An 18,334-nucleotide genomic window follows, 5' to 3' on the forward strand; every position below is an offset into this window, starting at 1 on the left:
TGAAAATGATGATCATTCCATTTTCAGTCGCTTCTTTTACAGTTGTATTTGGTTAATTTCTTATTCTTTATGGTGTACAGGTTCTACTTCTGTCTCAGTTTGATTCAAGTGAGCTTGGACCGCTGCCACCTTCCTAGCCATGGTTGACTCCTTATCACGACGGTCATCAATTCGAATATTCGTTGCTACTCTCTTTAAACCATGTTTAAATGGTACTTCGTGTATCACTTGTATGACCTCAAATAAAACAGGAAGTTCTCCTTCAATTAACGTACTCATCGGTGTTAGTTGGTACGTTATTCTGCCTTCGTATGAATGTAATACCTCTTGTATTTCCGCAACGTACTTGCTTACACTTGGCGTCTCTGTTCCAATTGGAATTACGGTTACATCAACAATTGCCATATGACTTTCCTCCTTCTTTCGTTTTGGACGTATAACAGTCAATCTCTCAGGAAATTCTTCTGCTGCAAGCTTACGATATGATTCAATCGAAGCTATCATATGTAAACGCTCCGGCTCCATTGTTGTCACATGGACTTGCAGCCAATAAGAAATCGAAAGAACTACCTTTTTTATCATTCCAAATCCTTTTATATCCATTACTTTTTGTACGATAGGAACTAACAAGAGACTACTATAGGATGCAATCTCAATCGCCCAAGATACTTTCCCAGTCATTCCTGCTAGAAGCATTGAGATGAGTAAAACACTTAAAAAATAGATGACAACAACATTTGTTGAGCAATAACGATTCGTAATGCTAGCCTTTCCTATTTTGAATATTCGAGCCCTTCGAATTACTCCCTTATCACTAAATACTTTATGTTCAGCCCCATGATATTTTCTAAGCTGTCTTGGAAATAGAAAATGCGTACCAAACATGTAATAAAACAAAAAATAATACGGCAGGCCTTCCCAAATTGTAGGATACCAAATAGCTAGTAGTTTTGGAACAAAAACCAAACCTATATAAAAAAGTGTTAATGCTTTAAACCATAATGGCATAGACCAGACAATTTGCTTCATCATAATGACCATTGTTGCTGAATTTACTGGTTTAAGCCAACTTTTTAACCGTCCGTTCTCATGATACGCGCATGCGACATGTTGTTTTCCTATGTAAAAAATACCATTTTGATAGGAGAGCCCTCTGATCTTCACGCACATACCTTCCTTCTGTCGTGTTACTCTTCCTTATGACTAATTCTCAAACTCCAATGAGGAACATTGGCTGCTCCTGTAAAGGTTGGTGATGACAATAATGCATCTGTCTTTTCAAGTGGTGCATGCTCTGTCCACGTATGGAGAAAGGTTAAGACCACATCTTCGTCTTCTATGTCCTCCCCCTTAACACTTACTCGTAAGCGGCCTACATTCCCATAACTTTCATGTTCTACAATTTTATTCGAAAAAGGAAAAATAATCCCATTATCTACGATTGTTCCTTCCGATTGTTCAATGGTTCGATCAGCATACAACAGTTCAAGCAATGCTTCTTCCACTTGAACATCGGTACGTGGGGTCATCGTATCTCTCTCCGTAATGACAATTCCGATATAATCTTCTCCATATAACCCTTCAGCAGGCATAACAGTCCAATCCCAATTTGCTGTGATTTCTACCCCTTGCTCGGTCTTCGTTGTCTCCAATTCCCATTCAATAATATTTTTCAATTCTTCATTCGTAATTGCTTCAGATCCCTGTAAAAAGTGATAACCTCCGAATAGCATTATAGCAGCTAAAATAGCTGGCAGGATGAGTACTGGTTTATTTCCACGAAACATAATCTCTATTCTTCCTTCCTATGTGTAAAACAAATCATATACTATCCTTAATATTAAACGATCCCTATACGGGAGTAAACGGAAAAGTAAGCAAACCTATAAAAAGAGTCAACTAGATGATAATCCAGTTGACTGATGGTTTTAATTCGATTTATACCTAAATGCTGCATGATTGGTCGGCCCGATTCCGTCTCCAATATTTAATGAATTTGAAATGGCCGCTGTAATAAAGGCTTTAGCTGTCTCCGTAGCTTCTTTTATTGCAGCTCCTTTTGCTAGTTCTGCTGCAATAGCTGCTGCAAACGTACAACCGGTACCGTGTGTGTGCTTTGTATTAATACGGTCTACTTCGAGCTCATGAATCGTTCCCCCATCAAATAGTATATCAACGGCTGGCCCATCGGTTAAATGGCCGCCTTTTAATACAACATAGCTTGGTCCAAGTTTATGAAGATCAATCGCCGCCTGTTTCATTTCTTCTAACGATTTCATTTCTGCTCTTCCAAGCAATTTCGCAGCTTCTGGTAAATTAGGAGTAATTACCGTTGCAATTGGAAGCAATTCGCTAGTAAGAGCCTTTACTGCTTCTTCTTGAAGAAGAGAAGCTCCTCCTTTTGCAATCATTACTGGGTCTACTACAATATTTTTCACATCAAATTTTTTCAACTGATTAGCAACAAGGGTAATAATGTCCGCAGAAAATAACATTCCCGTCTTGACTGCATCTGTACCAATATCAGATAAGACTGCCTCAAGCTGTGCTTCAATTGCTTCTAACGATTGTGGAAACACCCCATGAACTCCAAGTGTATTTTGAGCTGTTAAAGCTGTGATTACACTCATTCCAAATGTGTGCATTTCTTGAAATGTTTTAATATCTGCTTGGATTCCAGCCCCGCCACCACTATCTGATCCGGCTATCGTTAACGTTTTTGCTAAAGTCATAGTAAAACCTCCTCTCTAGTCTATTGCCCCATTCAGCCTATTACGTAAATCGTTCAGGCTTACAAGAGGCAAGCGGTGGATATGCTTCCTTTTCATCCAATAAGTCTGCAACCGCTACAGCTGTTATCGGGCTTAATAATATTCCATTTCGGTAATGTCCTGTTGCAAATACAACATGTGGTGCTACCTCAAGTTTCCCTATAAGTGGAAACCCATCCTGAGTCGCAGGACGTAATCCTGCCCATGTATGGAAAGGAGTTATATCACCTAAGAAAGGGAAAACTTGCTTATTCCAGTTTGTTAGTCGTTGAATTCCTTTTTCTGTAACATCCGTCTTGAAACCTGCTATATCTTCGGAAGCTCCATTAACCAACGTTCCATTTCCCTTTGGGACAAGATAACCCTGACTTGTATAAACAATATGCTTTACTTGATTTATAGGTACATCATACGCGCAAATTTGCCCGCGAATTGGATAAACTGGAATGCGAACTCCAAACACTTCCTCTAACTCACTAGACCAAGCACCTGAACAAACAATTAAACGGTCTCCTGTAAATTGACGACCATCTTTTGCTCGAAATGTAACCGATTGTTCCCAATCAACAATGGTTACTTGTTCAAGCTGCTCTACTACGTTTACTCCGTTCAAGCGGCAGGCAACTTCAAGTGCCTTAACATAGTCTGGTGCAAACACGTGACTTTCTTCTGGGTAATACATTGCCGCTTTTATATCCTTTGAAAGTGTCGGTTCCATTTCCCATAAGCGACTTCCAGATATCAATTCAGTTTCTGCTCCCCATTCACGTTGCCAAGACTGCCTCGTCTCAAGTGCGAGAACATCCGCATCATGATAAACCGCATGAAGACTTCCGCTCTCCGAATATTCAAAGTCCATTTTTGAAACATTCTTTACATCGTTTTGCCATTGCTTATACACCCTTAAACTATCTAAGCATAACCTAAAAAAGTCGTCAGGATCTTCACCAATTTCTGAATAAGGAGCAAGCATCCCAGCTGCGGCACCAGATGCTTGTCCTCCACAATTAGTTTTCTCTAATACTGTTACATCATAATTACGTCTGCTAAGCTCAAATGCAGTTGCAAGACCTATGACGCCCCCTCCAAGAATAATTACTTTCTCTTGCACATGTCTCCCCCCTGCTCTTACTACTTTGAAACGAATGTTGCTAACCCGCTACTAGCTGTAGCATACTTCTTCTTCGTAATTCTCCCTGCTTCGTAGGAAAGTCTCCCTGCTTCAATTGCATATTTCATCGCTCGAGCCATCTTAACCGGGTCCTTAGCCTTTGCTACAGGGGTATTCATTAATACACCATCTGCACCTAATTCCATCGCTTGTGCAACGTCCATTGCAGAACCAAGGCCTGCATCGACGATAATTGGCACATTTGCTTGTTCAATAATGAGCTCTAAATTATAAGGATTTAATATGCCAAGTCCCGTTCCAATCGGAGCACCTCCTGGCATGACTGCTGCTGCTCCAGCTTCCTCTAATCTTTTACAAAGAACTGGATCATCAGATGTATATGGCAAAACAACAAATCCCTCTTTTGCTAGTACTTCTGTTGCTTTCAGTGTTTCAATCGGATCAGGAAGCAGCGTTTTCTCATCTACACTAATTTCTACTTTAATCCAATCACTCAAACCTGAAGCCTTTGCCAATCTCGCAATTCGGATTGCCTCTTCTGCTGTTTTCGCACCTGATGTGTTAGGTAAGTAGGTAAAAGACATACCTTCTAAATGTTGTAATATAGCATCCTCGTTCGGAGCTCCTAGATTGACTCTTCTAATAGCAAACGTCAACACCTCTGCTTCAGATGCCTTAATCGCTTCATTTTGGACAAATGGATTTGGATACCTACCAGTCCCGAGAAAAAAACGCGAAGATAATTCTTTTCCTGCAATCGTTAATTTATTTTTCTTCATCTCAGCCACCTCCAACAAATTGAACAAGTTCAATTCTCATACCTTCTTTTAGTTCAGTTACTGACCAATTGGTACTTTCAATAATTTTTCCATCTACCTCTGTTACAACAAGATGTGGTTCGAGTTCAAAATGCGACACCACTTCTTCAAGGTTGGAAACGTCAACGTTATGTTCTTCCCCATTTATAATTAAACGCATCTACTATTCACCCTTTTTCAGCTAATATTTTTGAGAATTGCTGACAAACACCCTTAACATCTTCTGCACCAACAATTTCAGAAATCATACAAACCCTAGTTGCACCTGCATCTAGTACTTGGTCTACATTGTGCAACTTAATTCCGCCGATCGCTACAAACGGAATATTGATCTCTGCAACAACTTGCTTAATATACTCAGTTGTAACAGGATCGACAACATCCACTTTACTATTAGTATGAAAAATCGGCCCAACACCAATGTAATCAGCTCCACCCGCTTCAGCCTCGCGAGCTTCCTCAATTTCGTGAGTCGAAAGTCCGATTATTTTATCCTGCCCCATGATCTTCCTTGCTTCAGCAAGAGGTAAATCATCCTGGCCAATGTGTATGCCATCAGCATCAACTGCAAGAGCAACATCAATGTGGTCATTCACAATAAACAACACATCATGCTTTCTCGTTAATTCACGTAGCGACTTTGCTTTTTTTAGCACATCTCTTTTGCTACTCGTTTTATCTCGCAGCTGGATAATATCAACACCACCAAGAATTGCTTCTTCCATAACTTCTACAAGGTCTCTACCTTGATGAAATTCTTCACCTGTAATCGCGTATAACTTAAACTCTCTCATGAGTAACCCACCTTTTTATACATAAAATCGAAAAAAAGCCGCATCCGAACATACGGAATACGGCTCAGATGACTTCCCTACGCTGGCGTGATCCAGATCAGGTATGAGGGTAAAAGGGTAACCTTTTTCTCAGTCCACTTATGTGGACACCCCTAGTCTATACATACTAGTTATACATTTATTATGACATACTGACTAAAAAAAGCAAGAGGACAAGTTAACAACTTATTCTTCGGGCTCTTCTAAAAGAGGAATAGACGTCCCCTCAGACAAGTCCATAACCATCTCGAAACGATCTCCAAAAAGCAAGAAAGAACCTTCAGGTGAAACATGAATTGGAACATGCCGTTCTAAGACAGTCAGTTTTTCCTCAGCATCGTTTTGTACATCGTAGGCAATTAATTCAAAACCATCTGTGTAACTAAAGAAATCACTACTATATTGTGGTCTTAAGTAATAAAAGATTCCATGGCCATTATCATAAGAGTAATAGGGGATCCACCATTGTTCCGAATACGTGTTAAGTATTGGCATTTCAATTTGCCTAAAAGGATGTTGTTCTTCATAAAACGTGTATGTGGAATACAGGTCATACACAGATCCCACTGTTACAGAGAGAGAGAGACCATCCGGGAAGCTCATATATGCAATTACAGCATCCTTCCATTTCTTAACTTCCCCACTATTTACATTGACTTCATATAGAGGAGCTTGAAAATTAGGTTCGAGCTCTTCCCATTTTAAATACCCGATATCGGTAGACGAAATCCATTGTACATATGACTGTTCCAAATCGATGCTTTTCACTTTCGTTTCCGTTACATCAACAACATACGTTTCAAAATCCCAATCTGGTAAAAAAGCAATCAAAATAAACGTATCAAGTTTATATGGATTCCAGTATACGCTATATTCTTCGCCGTAATCTTTGATAGTCTGCCTTACTTCACCGTTACGGTTAATAATAGCTAAGTGTGCCTCGTTATCAACCGTTATATGCGAAACAGCAAACAAAGAATAGTCTGCATTAGCACGGACATCTGTAATCCACCCGCCCATCTCAACAAAACTAAATGACTGTCCTGTAGTTAGATGATGTTTATAAAGACTCGATCGCTCTTCTTGTTCTTGCAAATACAAGATCGTATCATCGTCATACCAACCTATAATATCCGTAACACCATGTTCATTTTGTATAGGTGTAATATCTGATCCTGTAAAGAAAGAGGTTGAAACATCTCGCTTAATTGGTTGATATTCAAAACTTCTTGGCAAAGGTTGACTCTCTAACGGAGCTTGGGTACAGGCTGAAACTATAAAAAGAATCCCAATAATAAAAGTAATTCGCTTCATCTTTCCCCTCCCTCTCTTTTAAGCACTTTAGCCTATAGTATTAGACGAAAATAACCCCTTAGACGTTTCAATTTTTTTCACACAAAAAAGAAAGATGCCTCACATCTTCCGGCCCACTAAATTACTACATTATAGCAGAAAGAGAGATATTTGTACTATGTTTTAGTAAAATAAAAATAGGCACTTAAAAAGGGGGTTTTACCTTTTTAAGTACCTTCTATACATGAGTCAATGAATCTCACTTTTCACCATCTATAAACCTCGAACCAGCAATTCCAGGATTCGTCATTTCCTTTGGATCCAAAATTTCATTCAATTCCTCTTCCGATAAAATTCCTCTTTCAAGACAAATTTCCCTAACTGGTCGATTTGATTGAATTGCTTCTTTCGCCACCCTTGAAGCTACCTCATAACCTACATGAGGATTAATTGCTGTTACAATTCCAACACTTCTTTCAACCATCTGACGGCAATGTTCTACATTAGCAGTCATTCCCTCAATGGCATATTTTCTAAAAACACTGATTCCATTTTGTAAAATTGAAAAGGACTGTAATAAATTAAACACCAAAACGGGCTCCATGACATTTAGCTCTAATTGACCAGCCTCGGAAGCTAAACTTATCGTATGATCATTTCCAATTACTTGGAATGAAATTTGGTTTACAACTTCACACATAACAGGATTTACTTTCCCAGGCATAATTGAAGAACCCGGCTGTCTTGGTGGCAGATTAATTTCGTTAATCCCCGTACGTGGTCCAGAACTCATTAAGCGTAAGTCATTGGCCATCTTCGATAAATTAATAGCCATAATTTTAAGAGCACTTGAAACTTCCGTATAAGCATCTGTATTTTGTGTTGCATCTACTAAATCCTCTGCAGTTTCAAATGGATAACCTGTAATATCTGCTAAGTAATCTGCTATTTTTTTAATATACTCGGGTTTTGCATTTAGCCCTGTACCAACTGCTGTTGCACCCATATTCACTTCATATAAATGCCCAACAGATCTCTCAATTCGACCAAGGTCCCGACTAAGAACACGCTGATAAGCGCCAAATTCTTGTCCAAGTCTAATTGGTACCGCATCTTGCAAATGAGTGCGACCCATTTTTAGAACATCATCAAACTCTTTTTCTTTTAGCTTTAATGCTTGAATCAATTCAGATAGTTCTTTTTTCAATCCATCAGCTAATCGGAGAGCAGCAATATGAATTGCTGTTGGAAAGGCATCATTTGTTGATTGTGCCATATTCACATGCGTGTTAGGACTAACTCGCATATATTCGCCTTTTTTTCCACCGAGTATTTCAATTGCTCGGTTAGCAATAACTTCATTTGCATTCATGTTAAAGGAAGTTCCTGCTCCACCTTGTATTGAATCAACAATAAACTGATCTAAAAATTTACCATTTATAATATCATCTGCCGCTGAAATAATGGCGTCTGCAATATTCACTGTAAGAACTCCAACATCACGGTTTGCCATGGCAGCCGCCTTTTTTACATACCCAAACGCACGAACTAACTCCGGGTGTGGCGGGTAGCCTGTAATGGGAAAATTCTCCCTTGCCCTCATTGTTTGAATTCCATAATAAGCTTCCTTCGGGACTTGCTTTTCGCCGATTAGGTCGCGTTCCGTCCGATATTCTGACATCCACATAGTCTCCTTTTTCGATGTTTACTTCTATATAACTACTACGATCGATTGTCCTTTTTTATCCTATGTATCAGCCCTTCAATGTGTACGTTTTCGACTGAGACCTCCTTCTTAAAGTCTTCTCAGGGAGTTAATTGCACTACAATTACTCCCTATCTAATAAGATTCACTTATTTCAATAACCTAGTTTCATTTCGCAAGATAAGAAGTCCTTGCTGAAAAGTTTCTTTATCAATCATCTTCCATTCATACAGCTCACGTAATTCATCTTCCATTAAGGCAAGATCAATAGAGCGATCACGTGTATAGACGATGGATCCATGTTTTTTTAGTAACTGTCTTACATCATACATCGTTTTCAAAACATTCACCTCAAAAACCATTATAACAGCTTTAGAACCGCTACGAAAAGAAGCCAAACAAGCGGTGTAAATGAGATAAACGAATGACGCCAAAATACTTGACGTATTTGCGTTTGAACAAAAACTCCTAATCCTAATGCAGCCGTAAACAAAAATGAAGCTGCAATAGTAAAAAACGTTCTAAATTCAAGTAAGCCCCATTCCATTCCCATTAAAAAGAATAGCAATGCTAAAACTAAAATTAAAACTTTATCTTCTGGGTGAAAAAAACCAAGTGTAGGATGAAAACGACTAAAACAAGCCACAATAAACAAAAGAGATAAAATCGATAAAAGGATTTCGATAAAACGTACACCAATCCATCCTGATATCAATATTCCAGTAATCATACCAATGTAACATAAAAACAAGAAAAATAAAGAAAATAGTAAGAGTTGAATTGGTCTTATTGTGTCACGCGGGGCAGTCAATAGACCTCCTATTGTCAATCCGATCGTAAAAACAAAAATCATAATAACCATTATAAACCACATGCAAAACACCATCCTTTGAAAGTCACTGAAAAGGTATGTTCAAACCTACTACTCAGTACCTCGAATTAAGTAATGTCGCTTTTGTGAGCAGCTCCTAATTGACAAATTTCGTACAGCTAGTTACTACTTTATTTTGAAATTCATTCTTATGCTATGATATGTATACAAAGTAAAATTAAGAAGGACAAGATAAAACTTGTTCAAGTAAAAAATGAAATGAGGAGCGGAAGATGGAACAGAAAGTAAAAGATGTCATTGATCGAGCATTTTACGGAACACCGGAGATTAAACCAGAAGAGAGAAATTTGTTTTTATCGACTATTTTGGAGAGAATTCATATAGCCTTAACAAAAAAGCAAGTAATTCACAAAGGAATGTATTCAGAAGTCATTCAATTAATGAAAGAAAAAAAGAATCTAACCTTGTATGTAAACGGAAAATTAAGTTACAGTAATTACTCAAATTATATTCAGGAAGCGAACAGGGCAGGTATTCGCTTTACGATAGTAACACCGCAAAAGGAAACACCTTTTGGCCTTGTATTAGCAGATGAATCAAAAGCAATAGATAGTAACGATATTTTTGTGAAAGATGATTTATATGAGTTAGATATGAATGAGTCGATCAATCTGTAAATAAAAAAGCTAAAATAAAAAAATACATTTTTTGGAGGGCACCGAAAGTCATTAATACCTTTTCGGGGCCCTCCTTTGTGGTCTTTTTTACCTATCTGGATCATTGGGATGGACTGCGGTAGGGCGCTGTTTTTTTAATGGCATCGCTGTTCGGAATATTACATCTTTTAAGGCAGATCCATTAAATGGTAAAAACGGCCACATATAAGGGGTACCTAATGACCTTAAGTGGACAAGCATTATTAACCAAACCGTAATTCCTATAACAAACCCTGCTACTCCAAAGAGCGCAGTTGCAATTAATAAGCCAACCCTAACTAATCGATTTGCCAAACTCATTTCATAACTTGGCGTTGCAAACGTCCCTACAGCTGCTACTGCTAAATAGAGCACAACTTCAGGAGAAAAGACTCCTACATTAATAGCAACTTCCCCGATTAAAAGCGCAGCGACCAAACCTAGTGCTGTGGCTAAAGCATTTGGGGTATGTATGGCGGCCATCCTCAGCATTTCAATCCCTATCTCAGCAATTAGAAACTGAGCATACAAAGGAACGGTACCTTTTTCCTGCTCTCCAATAAAGTTTAATGCAGCAGGAGCAAGCCCCTCATTTGTAGCAAGTAAATACCAAAGTGGCAATAAAAATAATGAAGCCCAGACAGCGGCATAACGAACTACTCGTAAACTAGCCCCAACGATTGGCTTTTGGCGATATTCTTCGGCGTGCTGCATATGATGCCAAAAAGTCGTCGGTGCAATCATTACACTTGGGGAGCCATCTACCATAATTATGACATGCCCTTCAAACAAGTGACTAGATGCAACATCAGGTCGTTCCGTGTAACGAACCATTGGATAAGGGTTATAATGATGTCCAAATATAAATTCCTCTATTGTTTTATCTCCCATAGATAATCCATCTGTATCGATTTTCTCTAATGATTCTTTTATGCTTTGCACGTATTCTTGGTCAGCGATATCAGCAATGTACGTAATGGCTAGATCTGATTTAGAACGACGTCCAACTGAAACATATTCAACTCTCATCGTCTTGTCGCGAATTCGTCTTCGTATTAAAGCAGCATTCATAACAAGCGTTTCGACGAATCCGTCTTTTGAGCCACGAATGACTTTTTCCGTATCAGGCTCTTCTGGACCTCTAACAGGGTACTCCCTCGTGTCGACCAGAATGACCTTGTCTATTCCTTCAACAACGAGCGCAGCGGGACCTGCTAGAATTTGATCAACCACTTCATCTAAATCATCCGTTGTCTCTATTTCTGCATAAGGAATATGATGCTTAATTAATCTGTCTAATGGTCTTTCTGCCAAATCGGAGTCTTTTATTCGAATTAATTCACGTTGAATTTGAGTAATCGCCTGATCTTTCCCAAACCCATCTACAAGAAAGAGCGACATTTCTCTTTCGCCATGTTCTAATTCAAGATGCACTAAATCAAAGCTTGCATCGACCGCTAACTCCTTTTTTAAAAACTCAACATTGTCGTTATAAATGATTGTGACAGGGTTTTTTACTTTATTTGTACTCACGTGTCATCACCTCCCATTCCCTTAACATTATTTGCTTCTATATCTATTTCCATTCATGACACATGCATAAGAGCGAATGCATTCACATATAGATGTGACAAACTGTTTGTCCAATGGAGGCAGAACGATGAATAAATGGAAATTTGCGATAGTCATGCTAATCACATCTTTTTGTGTAGGACTTTTTCTTGTCTTTACAATTAAACCTGAACCATTAAATGATGCTCTTATTTTTTTCCCACTTGATCCGACAGCCACATTTGATGAAGCAACATCACACATTGATTTTCTAGCGATGGAAGATGAGGATGAGTACATTTTAGATTGGAGTGTCGCTTCGGTATTAAATCAATCAGCTTATTTGAGGCAAGACGTTTCTCTTTTGTTTGAGGACGGTTATTTAAAAGATACATTATCATCATGGCGTGAGAACACGGACACCATTGAGATGGAAAAGGATGTGAAGTCAGATGACAGCGGTCATTATCGTATAGTTACATTTCATCATGCTGAGCTACACTACCCAAATGATGAAATTAAAAGTGCTCAAAAACTAAGTTTTGATCAACTTTATGTGATTGACTCACCTTTAAGTCCATTACATGCTTTTAGAACTCCACAAACCGAAGAAGAAAAAGAAAGCAAACGAATATTAGATTATATCTTGAAGCAACAACAAGACTATGACTGGGATGCATTATTTGAATATTACAATCTTCCAAAAGATCGATATTTACGGATTCCTCTTACTGACTTAGTTCTGTACGAAGATGAGCCTATCCCAGGATTAACCAAAGAAAAAACCGCACAATTTCTCGGCGGCCTTTGGGAAGGGTTATACAAAAACTATGTGCTAGGCATTACGAAGCAAGATGGGTCAACGGTTAGCCCCATCGGAAGTACAGTTCCTGTAATTCTTGTTCCTGATACAGCTGATCATTTCTTCGTCCTTTTTCGAACGGCAGATGGTGAACCCGTTCAACTTTTACAAACAATCACTAACTAAGCAACCCTTTTTTCAAGTTCTTAATTAAAGAATACTGACTTCTCCCGTTGCTCTTGATACTGAAAAAGGTTCTACCAACCTTTCTCAGTACTCAGCTTAACCTTTCTAGCAAATCGAGGTAAGTATCGTCTGGATAAATCTCCACTGCTCGATTAAGTGCAGCACGTGCTTCCTCGATCTCGCCTAGTTCTAAATAAATAAGAGACAAATTGTAATGGGCTTCATGAAACTCTTCTCTTTTTTCTATCGTAACTAGAAGAAGCTCTTTTGCCACTTCGTAATTTTCAAACATCGCTTCTGCATAAGCTAGCAAAAAGTACGCTTCTGGCATCTCTGCCCCTTCTTCTACAGCTCTTTTTAAAAATGGGTACGCAGACTCTATATCCTCTTTTTGCAAATATTCTTGACCAATTTGCAACTCCAAAATAGGAGAGCGAGCTTTTTCTTCATTATTCATCCCAAACCAAAACAGTCCAACTAAAAAAAAGGACGTGACAACGAAAAAGCGAATCTGTCTAAATGACTTTTTATGCTTTGGTAAATGTACAATTGCAGAAGCAAGAAACCCTCCAATCAACCCTCCAATATGAGCACCGTTATCTACCATGGGAACAGCAAAACCAAAAACTAAATTAATCGCTAAAATTGTTAATAGACTTTTCCCCATCGTTCTAAAAAATAATTTTCTATAAATAGTTCCAAAATAAAGCAACGCACCAAAACATCCAAATATAGCACCTGAAGCTCCAGCTGCTACTTGTTCGTTAAAAGCAAAACTTGCAATAGAGCCCGTTAAACCTGCTATAAAGTAAATAAAAAGAAAACGCCCCGTTCCATACATTCTCTCAACTGCACTACCAAGATAAAATAAAGCTAACGAGTTCATAAATAGGTGAACAAAACCTATATGTAAAAACATAGCAGACAATAGGCGCCACCATTCACCTTCCAATATGAGCGGATTGTACTTTGCTCCGTATTCAATTAACGTCAAAATAGAAGTACTACTTCCCTCTTGTTCTAACAAATAAAACATAAACGCAATGCTCCCTAAAAGGGCAATCGTTGCAAGAGGTCTCCCTTGAAAAAACAACGACTTTTCTTTATGTTCCCGCTCCTTTGTTGCTTGCCGGATTTGTTGTTGAAGATGCAAGATTGTTATCTCAACATCTTCAACCGTTTCTAAATGAGGAACATCTGGCAGTTGTGTCCAATCAATGTTTATTTTATCAATAATTGAAGAATAAACAGTCGTTCGCTTCTTTTCACTCTCAAAATAAGGTTTTTTTACATCTTCCCAATCATCAACAGGTGGATATAAACTTATATAGATGTTTTCCCCTATCATTTTACGCAGTCGTAAATGACGTCTAACTCGCTCAAACTGCTTTACGGAGTTAGTCACATCCCTTTTTAGCCAACTTGCAAAATCTAGATCCACTCTCACGATCCGAAGAATACGCTTTGGTTTTGAATCTTCATCTTCTAACCAAAATTCCTTCGAATTTTTATCAAGAACTCTAAAACCTTTTTCAAAAATATAAAAATGAACTAACCTCCAGAAAAAATAATCTTGTTGTAAACGATCCATACGTTCCTCCTTTCACCATTATTCTTATTAAATAGTATAGCAACAATTTCCTTTAATAGAAGGGAACAAGCGAAAAAACAAATAAACAGATAAAGGGTCTGTCCTTAGATATGAAATCTCTAAAAGACAGACCCTTTATCACTTAAAAATTTTCTTGTGGTCGGTTTGATTGAAAAACCGAACCGAGTACTTTATCGCGGATAAATGGAATTTGCATAGCAAACATAACGGCTACCTTTCTAAGCATTCGACGACTCAAAAAGGCATTGATCACACGATAACGATACTTATAAGCAAAATACATTGAAAAAACTAAAGATAGAATTGAAATGAGACGTTGAAACATAATCATCCCTCCTCTACCTTAATGTGGCTGTGAAACGAATCTTTTATCCACGATTAAATAAAAAGTATCCATTAAAGCTCTATACAATATCATGGACTGGCTTCATCGCTTCTTTTAAAACAGAAGCAGAATGATGTAATTTCTTTTGTTCCTCTTCACTTAAATTTAGTTCTAACACTTCGCGAATTCCTTGACGATTAACGATAGCTGGAACACCAATGTAAACGTCATCAAGACCATACTGTCCTCGGAGAAGAGTCGAGATTGTTAAGACGGAATTTTCATTTCTTAAGATTGCCTTAGTAAGGCGAACAAGCCCCATCGCTATCCCATAGTACGTTGCTCCTTTTCTGTCGATAATATGATAGGCAGCATCACGAACATTAGTAAAAATCGTATCAAGTTCATTCATGTTGACATGATTATCCTCGTCCACATACGTTAAAATAGGCTTCCCCCCAATATCAGCATGACTCCATACTGGTAGCTCGGTATCTCCATGCTCTCCCATGATATAGGCATGTACATTTCTAGAGTCTACATCAAAATATTGGCCTAGCAAAAAGCGAAAACGAGCTGTATCCAAAATTGTCCCAGAACCAATGACCTTTTCCATTGGCAATCCAGAAAATTTCCACGTAGCATAAGAGAGGATATCTACAGGATTAGTGGCAACAAGAAAAATACCATTAAACCCGCTATCCATGACAGATCCAACAATGGTTTTAAAGATCTTTGCATTCTTTTCTATAAGATCAAGTCTTGTTTCTCCAGGACCTTGATTAGCTCCTGCAGTAATAACAACAAGGTCAGCTTCAGAACAATCTTGATATGTTCCCGCCCAAATTCTCATTGGTGAACCAAACGGCATACCATGATTTAAATCCATCGCATCCCCTTCAGCCTTCTCTTTATTTAAGTCCACCAAGACCATTTCATCTATGACACCCTGATTAAGTAATGCATAAGCATAACTAGAACCAACAAAACCCGTCCCTATAATAACTACTCTCGTTCCTTTGCCTTTTGCCTCCATCAAAACAGCACCTTTCCAAGAGAATACACTTCCTTACGTAAACCACAAAACTTCTTTTAAAAGCCTTACCCTCCAATATATTTACTATACAGAGTTTTTGCTCTTGAAATGTCTTCCGTTCCTTGTACTAACACTCGTCCATCTGGAAACAAAACAAGCCTTTCGCCCTCTTGAAGCTGAACCCGAAGTAAAAAAGGAGTTTTTTTAATTTCGGCAACCGATTCAAGTTTTTTTACCCATACTTCTAAATTGATTGGCTCATTACGCTGAATTTGCACCGTTTCTCGCCCGCAAAGTGTTGTAACATGGTCCTCTTCTTCAAATAATGAAGGATACTCTTTTTTTTGACAGGTAGGGCATTCCTTTTTTGAGTTCTCCATTTTTAAGTCAAATTGGTGATTTTTCCATAAATCAAAGCTTCGCAGTGTTCCTCTGAGTGACTGTTCATCATTTACTAAGTACTTTAATACTTCTACTACTTGATAGGAAGCTACGATATCCACAACTGGACTAATAACTCCTATTGTGTCACAAGTTTGTCCTGTTCCTTCTCCAGGATTGATAAAACAACGCAGACAAGGCGTTTTTCCTGGAATAAATAAAGCTGACATTCCTCTAGCACTTACTGCTCCGCCATAAGCAAATGGCAATCCTAATTTAAAACACATATCATTTAAAAGAAACCTAGTTCGAAAGTTGTCAGTTCCATCTAAAACGAGGTCAATACCTTCTAACAATTGTGGTAAATTTTCAGATGTCACATCAGTAACAATTCCCTCAATCTTCACACTAGAATTAATTGCTTTTAGTTTATTCTCGGCAGCAACTGCCTTTGGCAAACTCTCATTTACATCTGTTTCATCAAATAGCATTTGCCTTTGTAAATTACTCATTTCAACATAATCTCGATCGACTAGTCTTACTAGACCTACACCTGCGCGAACAAGGTGATTGGCTAAAACAGTACCTAAAGCACCAACACCCACAATTAATACAGACTTGTTCGTAAGTTCTTTCTGACCAACCTCACCAATAGGTGAAAAGCGAATTTGCCTTGAATAGCGTTCCAACGAATTACGTTCCATCTTTTTCCTCCTTATAACAACAACCAACCTGATAGCAAACCTATGGCTGCTCCAAAACCGGTACAACCTAAATTAACAAAATCATTGTTCAGCCATTTTTTACCCTTTATACGTACAGTCTTCATACTACAATGATTTTCCCGTTCCGTTTCAATTGAACAAACAGAACAACGGTAAACAACTTGCCAAACCCCACCTATCACTGTATCTAATAAATTACCGAGGAAACCAGCTAAAGTCAAAACAAATAATAAGATAAGACTATCATAAGATGGCCCCCACCAAAAAATAATAGAGAAGATAACAATTAAGAAACTCCCTGCAAAGGCGGCGGCTGAGCCGAGTAACGTGATTGCTCCAGATGTTCCAGGTCTAACACGTTTTCTCTCAAAAAGATGGAACGGCTTTTTTTTGCTGTGAGAACCTAGTTCCGATGCCCATGTATCGGAAGTGGCAGCGGCAAGACTTGCAACGAATCCAAAAATGAGAATTTGTGAAGGATAAACAAAATAAATAAGCGCAAGTATGGCAGAGACTCCTCCATTTGCCAATACTTGAATTGCATCTCTTTGCTGCCCTTTTTGAACAATGTCAAGCTCTTTTTCATTAGGATGAAAAGAACCAATCAATACAGAACTACAAAAGAAAATACCTAATAAAAGTAATCCATACATCCCCAGCCCTAGAGAAATTGAGCCACCAACAATGGCAGCAGCAATTGCTCCACCATAGGTTAATTTATTTTTTTGATAAGCAAAGAACGCAATTAAAAGAACCGCTGTAAAGAGAAGAATGATCATGATATAAATCCAGCAGGACTAATAATATGATCGATAAGACAATCATGGGGCTCGGTTGGGACAAATGGAATCACTTGACATGGAAAAGCTAACGCAATCGTCTGCGCTTTGATTCGAGGCAGGAACCGATCATAGAATCCTCCTCCGAATCCTAGTCTAGAACCGTTTTTATCAAAAGCAATTCCGGGAACAATAACTAAGTCAATCTTCTGTGGATCAATAGAAGAACATCTCTCGGCATTGGGTTCTTTCAATTTATATGGACCTTCTTCTAATTGATTAAAACTAGTAATTTCAAAAAATGACATCCCTTTTTGTTTGAAATCCGCACGAGGAACGACGGCTTTTTTTCCTTGTTTCCATGCAGTTTCTATTAAACAATATGTATCTACTTCTTTGCCACGAGAAATGGTAAGTGCAATAACTTCTGCTTCTTTCCAAAGACTAGAAGAAACAAGGTGTTCTGCAATTTCTTTGGACCAACTCTTCCATTTTTTATCGGAAATTGAATCTAGTTTTCTGCTCACTTCATTTCTAATGACCATTTTTGTAGCCATAGCTTTCACTCACTCTCACTCAATTTATGAATGCGTCATCAAAAACCCCTTTTAAATAGAAAAAAGCAGCGGATAATCCAGCTGCTTACTTTGTTTCACGGTGTAACGTATGACGCTTTAATCTTGGGCTGTATTTTTTGAATTCAATACGCTCAGGATTTGTACGTTTATTTTTTGTTGTAATGTAGTTACGATCTCCTGTTTCAGTGCAAGCAAGAGTTACTTGTACACGCATTTGCTATCCCTCCAAACTGTGCTTACTTCATACTTGAATATGATAGCAAATCTTTTCACTTCAATC

General features: G+C 38.2%; 21 protein-coding genes, 1 pseudogene and 1 riboswitch. Of the genes and pseudogenes, 2 read left to right on the forward strand and 20 right to left on the reverse strand.

Features of this window, described 5'->3' with window-relative positions; translation table 11 throughout:
* Positions 1-60: 60 nt before the first annotated feature.
* The 12 genes and pseudogenes from AC1FXP_RS05575 to AC1FXP_RS05630 all read right to left on the reverse strand — a co-directional run bounded on the left by AC1FXP_RS05575 (position 61) and on the right by AC1FXP_RS05630 (position 9,426).
* Positions 61-405 carry an MTH1187 family thiamine-binding protein gene (locus tag AC1FXP_RS05575; protein ID WP_480059509.1) on the reverse strand — a complete coding sequence of 115 codons (345 nt, stop codon included), beginning with the start codon at positions 403-405 and terminating at the stop codon, positions 61-63.
* A 78-nt stretch (positions 406-483) separates the two neighbouring features.
* Positions 484-1,170, reverse strand: a pseudogene (locus tag AC1FXP_RS05580) (DUF1385 domain-containing protein); the annotation flags it as partial.
* A 17-nt stretch (positions 1,171-1,187) separates the two neighbouring features.
* Positions 1,188-1,787 (reverse strand): hypothetical protein, encoded by a 600-nt coding sequence (locus AC1FXP_RS05585; protein WP_480059237.1) that lies wholly within the window; start codon positions 1,785-1,787, stop codon positions 1,188-1,190.
* Between the two features lie 141 nt (positions 1,788-1,928).
* The gene (thiD, locus tag AC1FXP_RS05590) at positions 1,929-2,732 is read right to left on the reverse strand and encodes a bifunctional hydroxymethylpyrimidine kinase/phosphomethylpyrimidine kinase (RefSeq protein WP_480059239.1); all 804 of its coding nucleotides are present in this window, start codon (positions 2,730-2,732) and stop codon (positions 1,929-1,931) included.
* A gap of 40 nt (positions 2,733-2,772) precedes the next feature.
* Positions 2,773-3,882 carry a glycine oxidase ThiO gene (thiO, locus tag AC1FXP_RS05595; protein WP_480059241.1) on the reverse strand — a complete coding sequence of 370 codons (1,110 nt, stop codon included), beginning with the start codon at positions 3,880-3,882 and terminating at the stop codon, positions 2,773-2,775.
* A gap of 20 nt (positions 3,883-3,902) precedes the next feature.
* On the reverse strand, positions 3,903-4,682 hold the full coding sequence (locus tag AC1FXP_RS05600) for a thiazole synthase (RefSeq protein ID WP_480059243.1): 780 nt from the start codon (positions 4,680-4,682) through the stop codon (positions 3,903-3,905).
* Between the two features lies 1 nt (position 4,683).
* Positions 4,684-4,881, reverse strand: a complete 198-nt coding sequence (thiS, locus tag AC1FXP_RS05605; protein ID WP_480059245.1) for a sulfur carrier protein ThiS — start codon at positions 4,879-4,881, stop codon at positions 4,684-4,686.
* Positions 4,882-4,888: 7 nt separating this feature from the next.
* Positions 4,889-5,515 (reverse strand): thiamine phosphate synthase, encoded by a 627-nt coding sequence (gene thiE, locus AC1FXP_RS05610; protein ID WP_480059247.1) that lies wholly within the window; start codon positions 5,513-5,515, stop codon positions 4,889-4,891.
* A gap of 57 nt (positions 5,516-5,572) precedes the next feature.
* Positions 5,573-5,679: riboswitch (TPP riboswitch) on the reverse strand.
* A 61-nt stretch (positions 5,680-5,740) separates the two neighbouring features.
* Positions 5,741-6,868, reverse strand: coding sequence for a membrane lipoprotein lipid attachment site-containing protein (locus tag AC1FXP_RS05615; RefSeq protein WP_480059249.1), 1,128 nt, complete (start codon positions 6,866-6,868; stop codon positions 5,741-5,743).
* A 238-nt stretch (positions 6,869-7,106) separates the two neighbouring features.
* A complete protein-coding gene (gene aspA / locus AC1FXP_RS05620) occupies positions 7,107-8,528 on the reverse strand; it encodes an aspartate ammonia-lyase (RefSeq protein ID WP_480059251.1) in 1,422 nt (473 codons plus the stop codon).
* A 173-nt stretch (positions 8,529-8,701) separates the two neighbouring features.
* Positions 8,702-8,884, reverse strand: coding sequence for a YqgQ family protein (locus tag AC1FXP_RS05625; RefSeq protein ID WP_480059511.1), 183 nt, complete (start codon positions 8,882-8,884; stop codon positions 8,702-8,704).
* Positions 8,885-8,913: 29 nt separating this feature from the next.
* On the reverse strand, positions 8,914-9,426 hold the full coding sequence (locus AC1FXP_RS05630) for a hypothetical protein (RefSeq protein WP_480059253.1): 513 nt from the start codon (positions 9,424-9,426) through the stop codon (positions 8,914-8,916).
* A gap of 230 nt (positions 9,427-9,656) precedes the next feature.
* Between AC1FXP_RS05630 and AC1FXP_RS05635 the strand changes: the two genes are divergently transcribed.
* Positions 9,657-10,061 (forward strand): YueI family protein, encoded by a 405-nt coding sequence (locus tag AC1FXP_RS05635; RefSeq protein ID WP_480059255.1) that lies wholly within the window; start codon positions 9,657-9,659, stop codon positions 10,059-10,061.
* 87 nt (positions 10,062-10,148) lie between these two features.
* On the opposite strand, the gene AC1FXP_RS05640 is transcribed toward AC1FXP_RS05635, so the two are convergent.
* Positions 10,149-11,612, reverse strand: coding sequence for a spore germination protein (locus tag AC1FXP_RS05640; protein WP_480059257.1), 1,464 nt, complete (start codon positions 11,610-11,612; stop codon positions 10,149-10,151).
* Between the two features lie 127 nt (positions 11,613-11,739).
* Between AC1FXP_RS05640 and AC1FXP_RS05645 the strand changes: the two genes are divergently transcribed.
* Positions 11,740-12,618 (forward strand): hypothetical protein, encoded by an 879-nt coding sequence (locus AC1FXP_RS05645; protein WP_480059259.1) that lies wholly within the window; start codon positions 11,740-11,742, stop codon positions 12,616-12,618.
* Between the two features lie 91 nt (positions 12,619-12,709).
* Here AC1FXP_RS05645 and AC1FXP_RS05650 read toward each other — a convergent pair whose 3' ends face one another.
* From AC1FXP_RS05650 to rpmG, 7 genes are all read right to left on the reverse strand, one after another.
* Positions 12,710-14,209, reverse strand: a complete 1,500-nt coding sequence (locus AC1FXP_RS05650; protein WP_480059261.1) for a rhomboid family intramembrane serine protease — start codon at positions 14,207-14,209, stop codon at positions 12,710-12,712.
* Between the two features lie 142 nt (positions 14,210-14,351).
* Positions 14,352-14,555: a sodium:proton antiporter gene (locus AC1FXP_RS05655; RefSeq protein WP_250096091.1), complete on the reverse strand. Its 204-nt coding sequence runs from the start codon at positions 14,553-14,555 to the stop codon at positions 14,352-14,354.
* A 79-nt stretch (positions 14,556-14,634) separates the two neighbouring features.
* Positions 14,635-15,591, reverse strand: coding sequence for an L-lactate dehydrogenase (locus AC1FXP_RS05660; protein ID WP_480059263.1), 957 nt, complete (start codon positions 15,589-15,591; stop codon positions 14,635-14,637).
* Positions 15,592-15,656: 65 nt separating this feature from the next.
* A complete protein-coding gene (locus tag AC1FXP_RS05665; RefSeq protein ID WP_480059265.1) occupies positions 15,657-16,676 on the reverse strand; it encodes a ThiF family adenylyltransferase in 1,020 nt (339 codons plus the stop codon).
* 11 nt (positions 16,677-16,687) lie between these two features.
* The gene (locus AC1FXP_RS05670) at positions 16,688-17,476 is read right to left on the reverse strand and encodes a DUF92 domain-containing protein (RefSeq protein WP_480059267.1); all 789 of its coding nucleotides are present in this window, start codon (positions 17,474-17,476) and stop codon (positions 16,688-16,690) included.
* Positions 17,473-18,033 carry a 5-formyltetrahydrofolate cyclo-ligase gene (locus tag AC1FXP_RS05675; protein ID WP_480059269.1) on the reverse strand — a complete coding sequence of 187 codons (561 nt, stop codon included), beginning with the start codon at positions 18,031-18,033 and terminating at the stop codon, positions 17,473-17,475. The genes AC1FXP_RS05670 and AC1FXP_RS05675 overlap by 4 nt, the downstream gene beginning before the upstream one ends.
* Positions 18,034-18,118: 85 nt before the next feature.
* On the reverse strand, positions 18,119-18,268 hold the full coding sequence (rpmG, locus tag AC1FXP_RS05680) for a 50S ribosomal protein L33 (RefSeq protein WP_034624960.1): 150 nt from the start codon (positions 18,266-18,268) through the stop codon (positions 18,119-18,121).
* Positions 18,269-18,334: the final 66 nt, after the last annotated feature.

Source organism: Halalkalibacter sp. HAAS-P013 (genome assembly GCF_056619925.1).

Coding starts and splice junctions, on each gene's coding strand:
- AC1FXP_RS05575 (WP_480059509.1), bottom strand. CDS start 405: ATGGCAATTGTTGATGTAACCGTAATTCCAATTGGAACAGAGACGCCA.
- AC1FXP_RS05585 (WP_480059237.1), bottom strand. CDS start 1,787: ATGTTTCGTGGAAATAAACCAGTACTCATCCTGCCAGCTATTTTAGCT.
- thiD (WP_480059239.1), bottom strand. CDS start 2,732: ATGACTTTAGCAAAAACGTTAACGATAGCCGGATCAGATAGTGGTGGC.
- AC1FXP_RS05600 (WP_480059243.1), bottom strand. CDS start 4,682: ATGAAGAAAAATAAATTAACGATTGCAGGAAAAGAATTATCTTCGCGT.
- thiS (WP_480059245.1), bottom strand. CDS start 4,881: ATGCGTTTAATTATAAATGGGGAAGAACATAACGTTGACGTTTCCAAC.
- thiE (WP_480059247.1), bottom strand. CDS start 5,515: ATGAGAGAGTTTAAGTTATACGCGATTACAGGTGAAGAATTTCATCAA.
- AC1FXP_RS05615 (WP_480059249.1), bottom strand. CDS start 6,868: ATGAAGCGAATTACTTTTATTATTGGGATTCTTTTTATAGTTTCAGCC.
- aspA (WP_480059251.1), bottom strand. CDS start 8,528: ATGTCAGAATATCGGACGGAACGCGACCTAATCGGCGAAAAGCAAGTC.
- AC1FXP_RS05625 (WP_480059511.1), bottom strand. CDS start 8,884: ATGTATGATGTAAGACAGTTACTAAAAAAACATGGATCCATCGTCTAT.
- AC1FXP_RS05630 (WP_480059253.1), bottom strand. CDS start 9,426: ATGTGGTTTATAATGGTTATTATGATTTTTGTTTTTACGATCGGATTG.
- AC1FXP_RS05635 (WP_480059255.1), top strand. CDS start 9,657: ATGGAACAGAAAGTAAAAGATGTCATTGATCGAGCATTTTACGGAACA.
- AC1FXP_RS05645 (WP_480059259.1), top strand. CDS start 11,740: ATGAATAAATGGAAATTTGCGATAGTCATGCTAATCACATCTTTTTGT.
- AC1FXP_RS05650 (WP_480059261.1), bottom strand. CDS start 14,209: ATGGATCGTTTACAACAAGATTATTTTTTCTGGAGGTTAGTTCATTTT.
- AC1FXP_RS05655 (WP_250096091.1), bottom strand. CDS start 14,555: ATGTTTCAACGTCTCATTTCAATTCTATCTTTAGTTTTTTCAATGTAT.
- AC1FXP_RS05660 (WP_480059263.1), bottom strand. CDS start 15,591: ATGGAGGCAAAAGGCAAAGGAACGAGAGTAGTTATTATAGGGACGGGT.
- AC1FXP_RS05665 (WP_480059265.1), bottom strand. CDS start 16,676: ATGGAACGTAATTCGTTGGAACGCTATTCAAGGCAAATTCGCTTTTCA.
- AC1FXP_RS05670 (WP_480059267.1), bottom strand. CDS start 17,476: ATGATCATTCTTCTCTTTACAGCGGTTCTTTTAATTGCGTTCTTTGCT.
- AC1FXP_RS05675 (WP_480059269.1), bottom strand. CDS start 18,033: ATGGCTACAAAAATGGTCATTAGAAATGAAGTGAGCAGAAAACTAGAT.
- rpmG (WP_034624960.1), bottom strand. CDS start 18,268: ATGCGTGTACAAGTAACTCTTGCTTGCACTGAAACAGGAGATCGTAAC.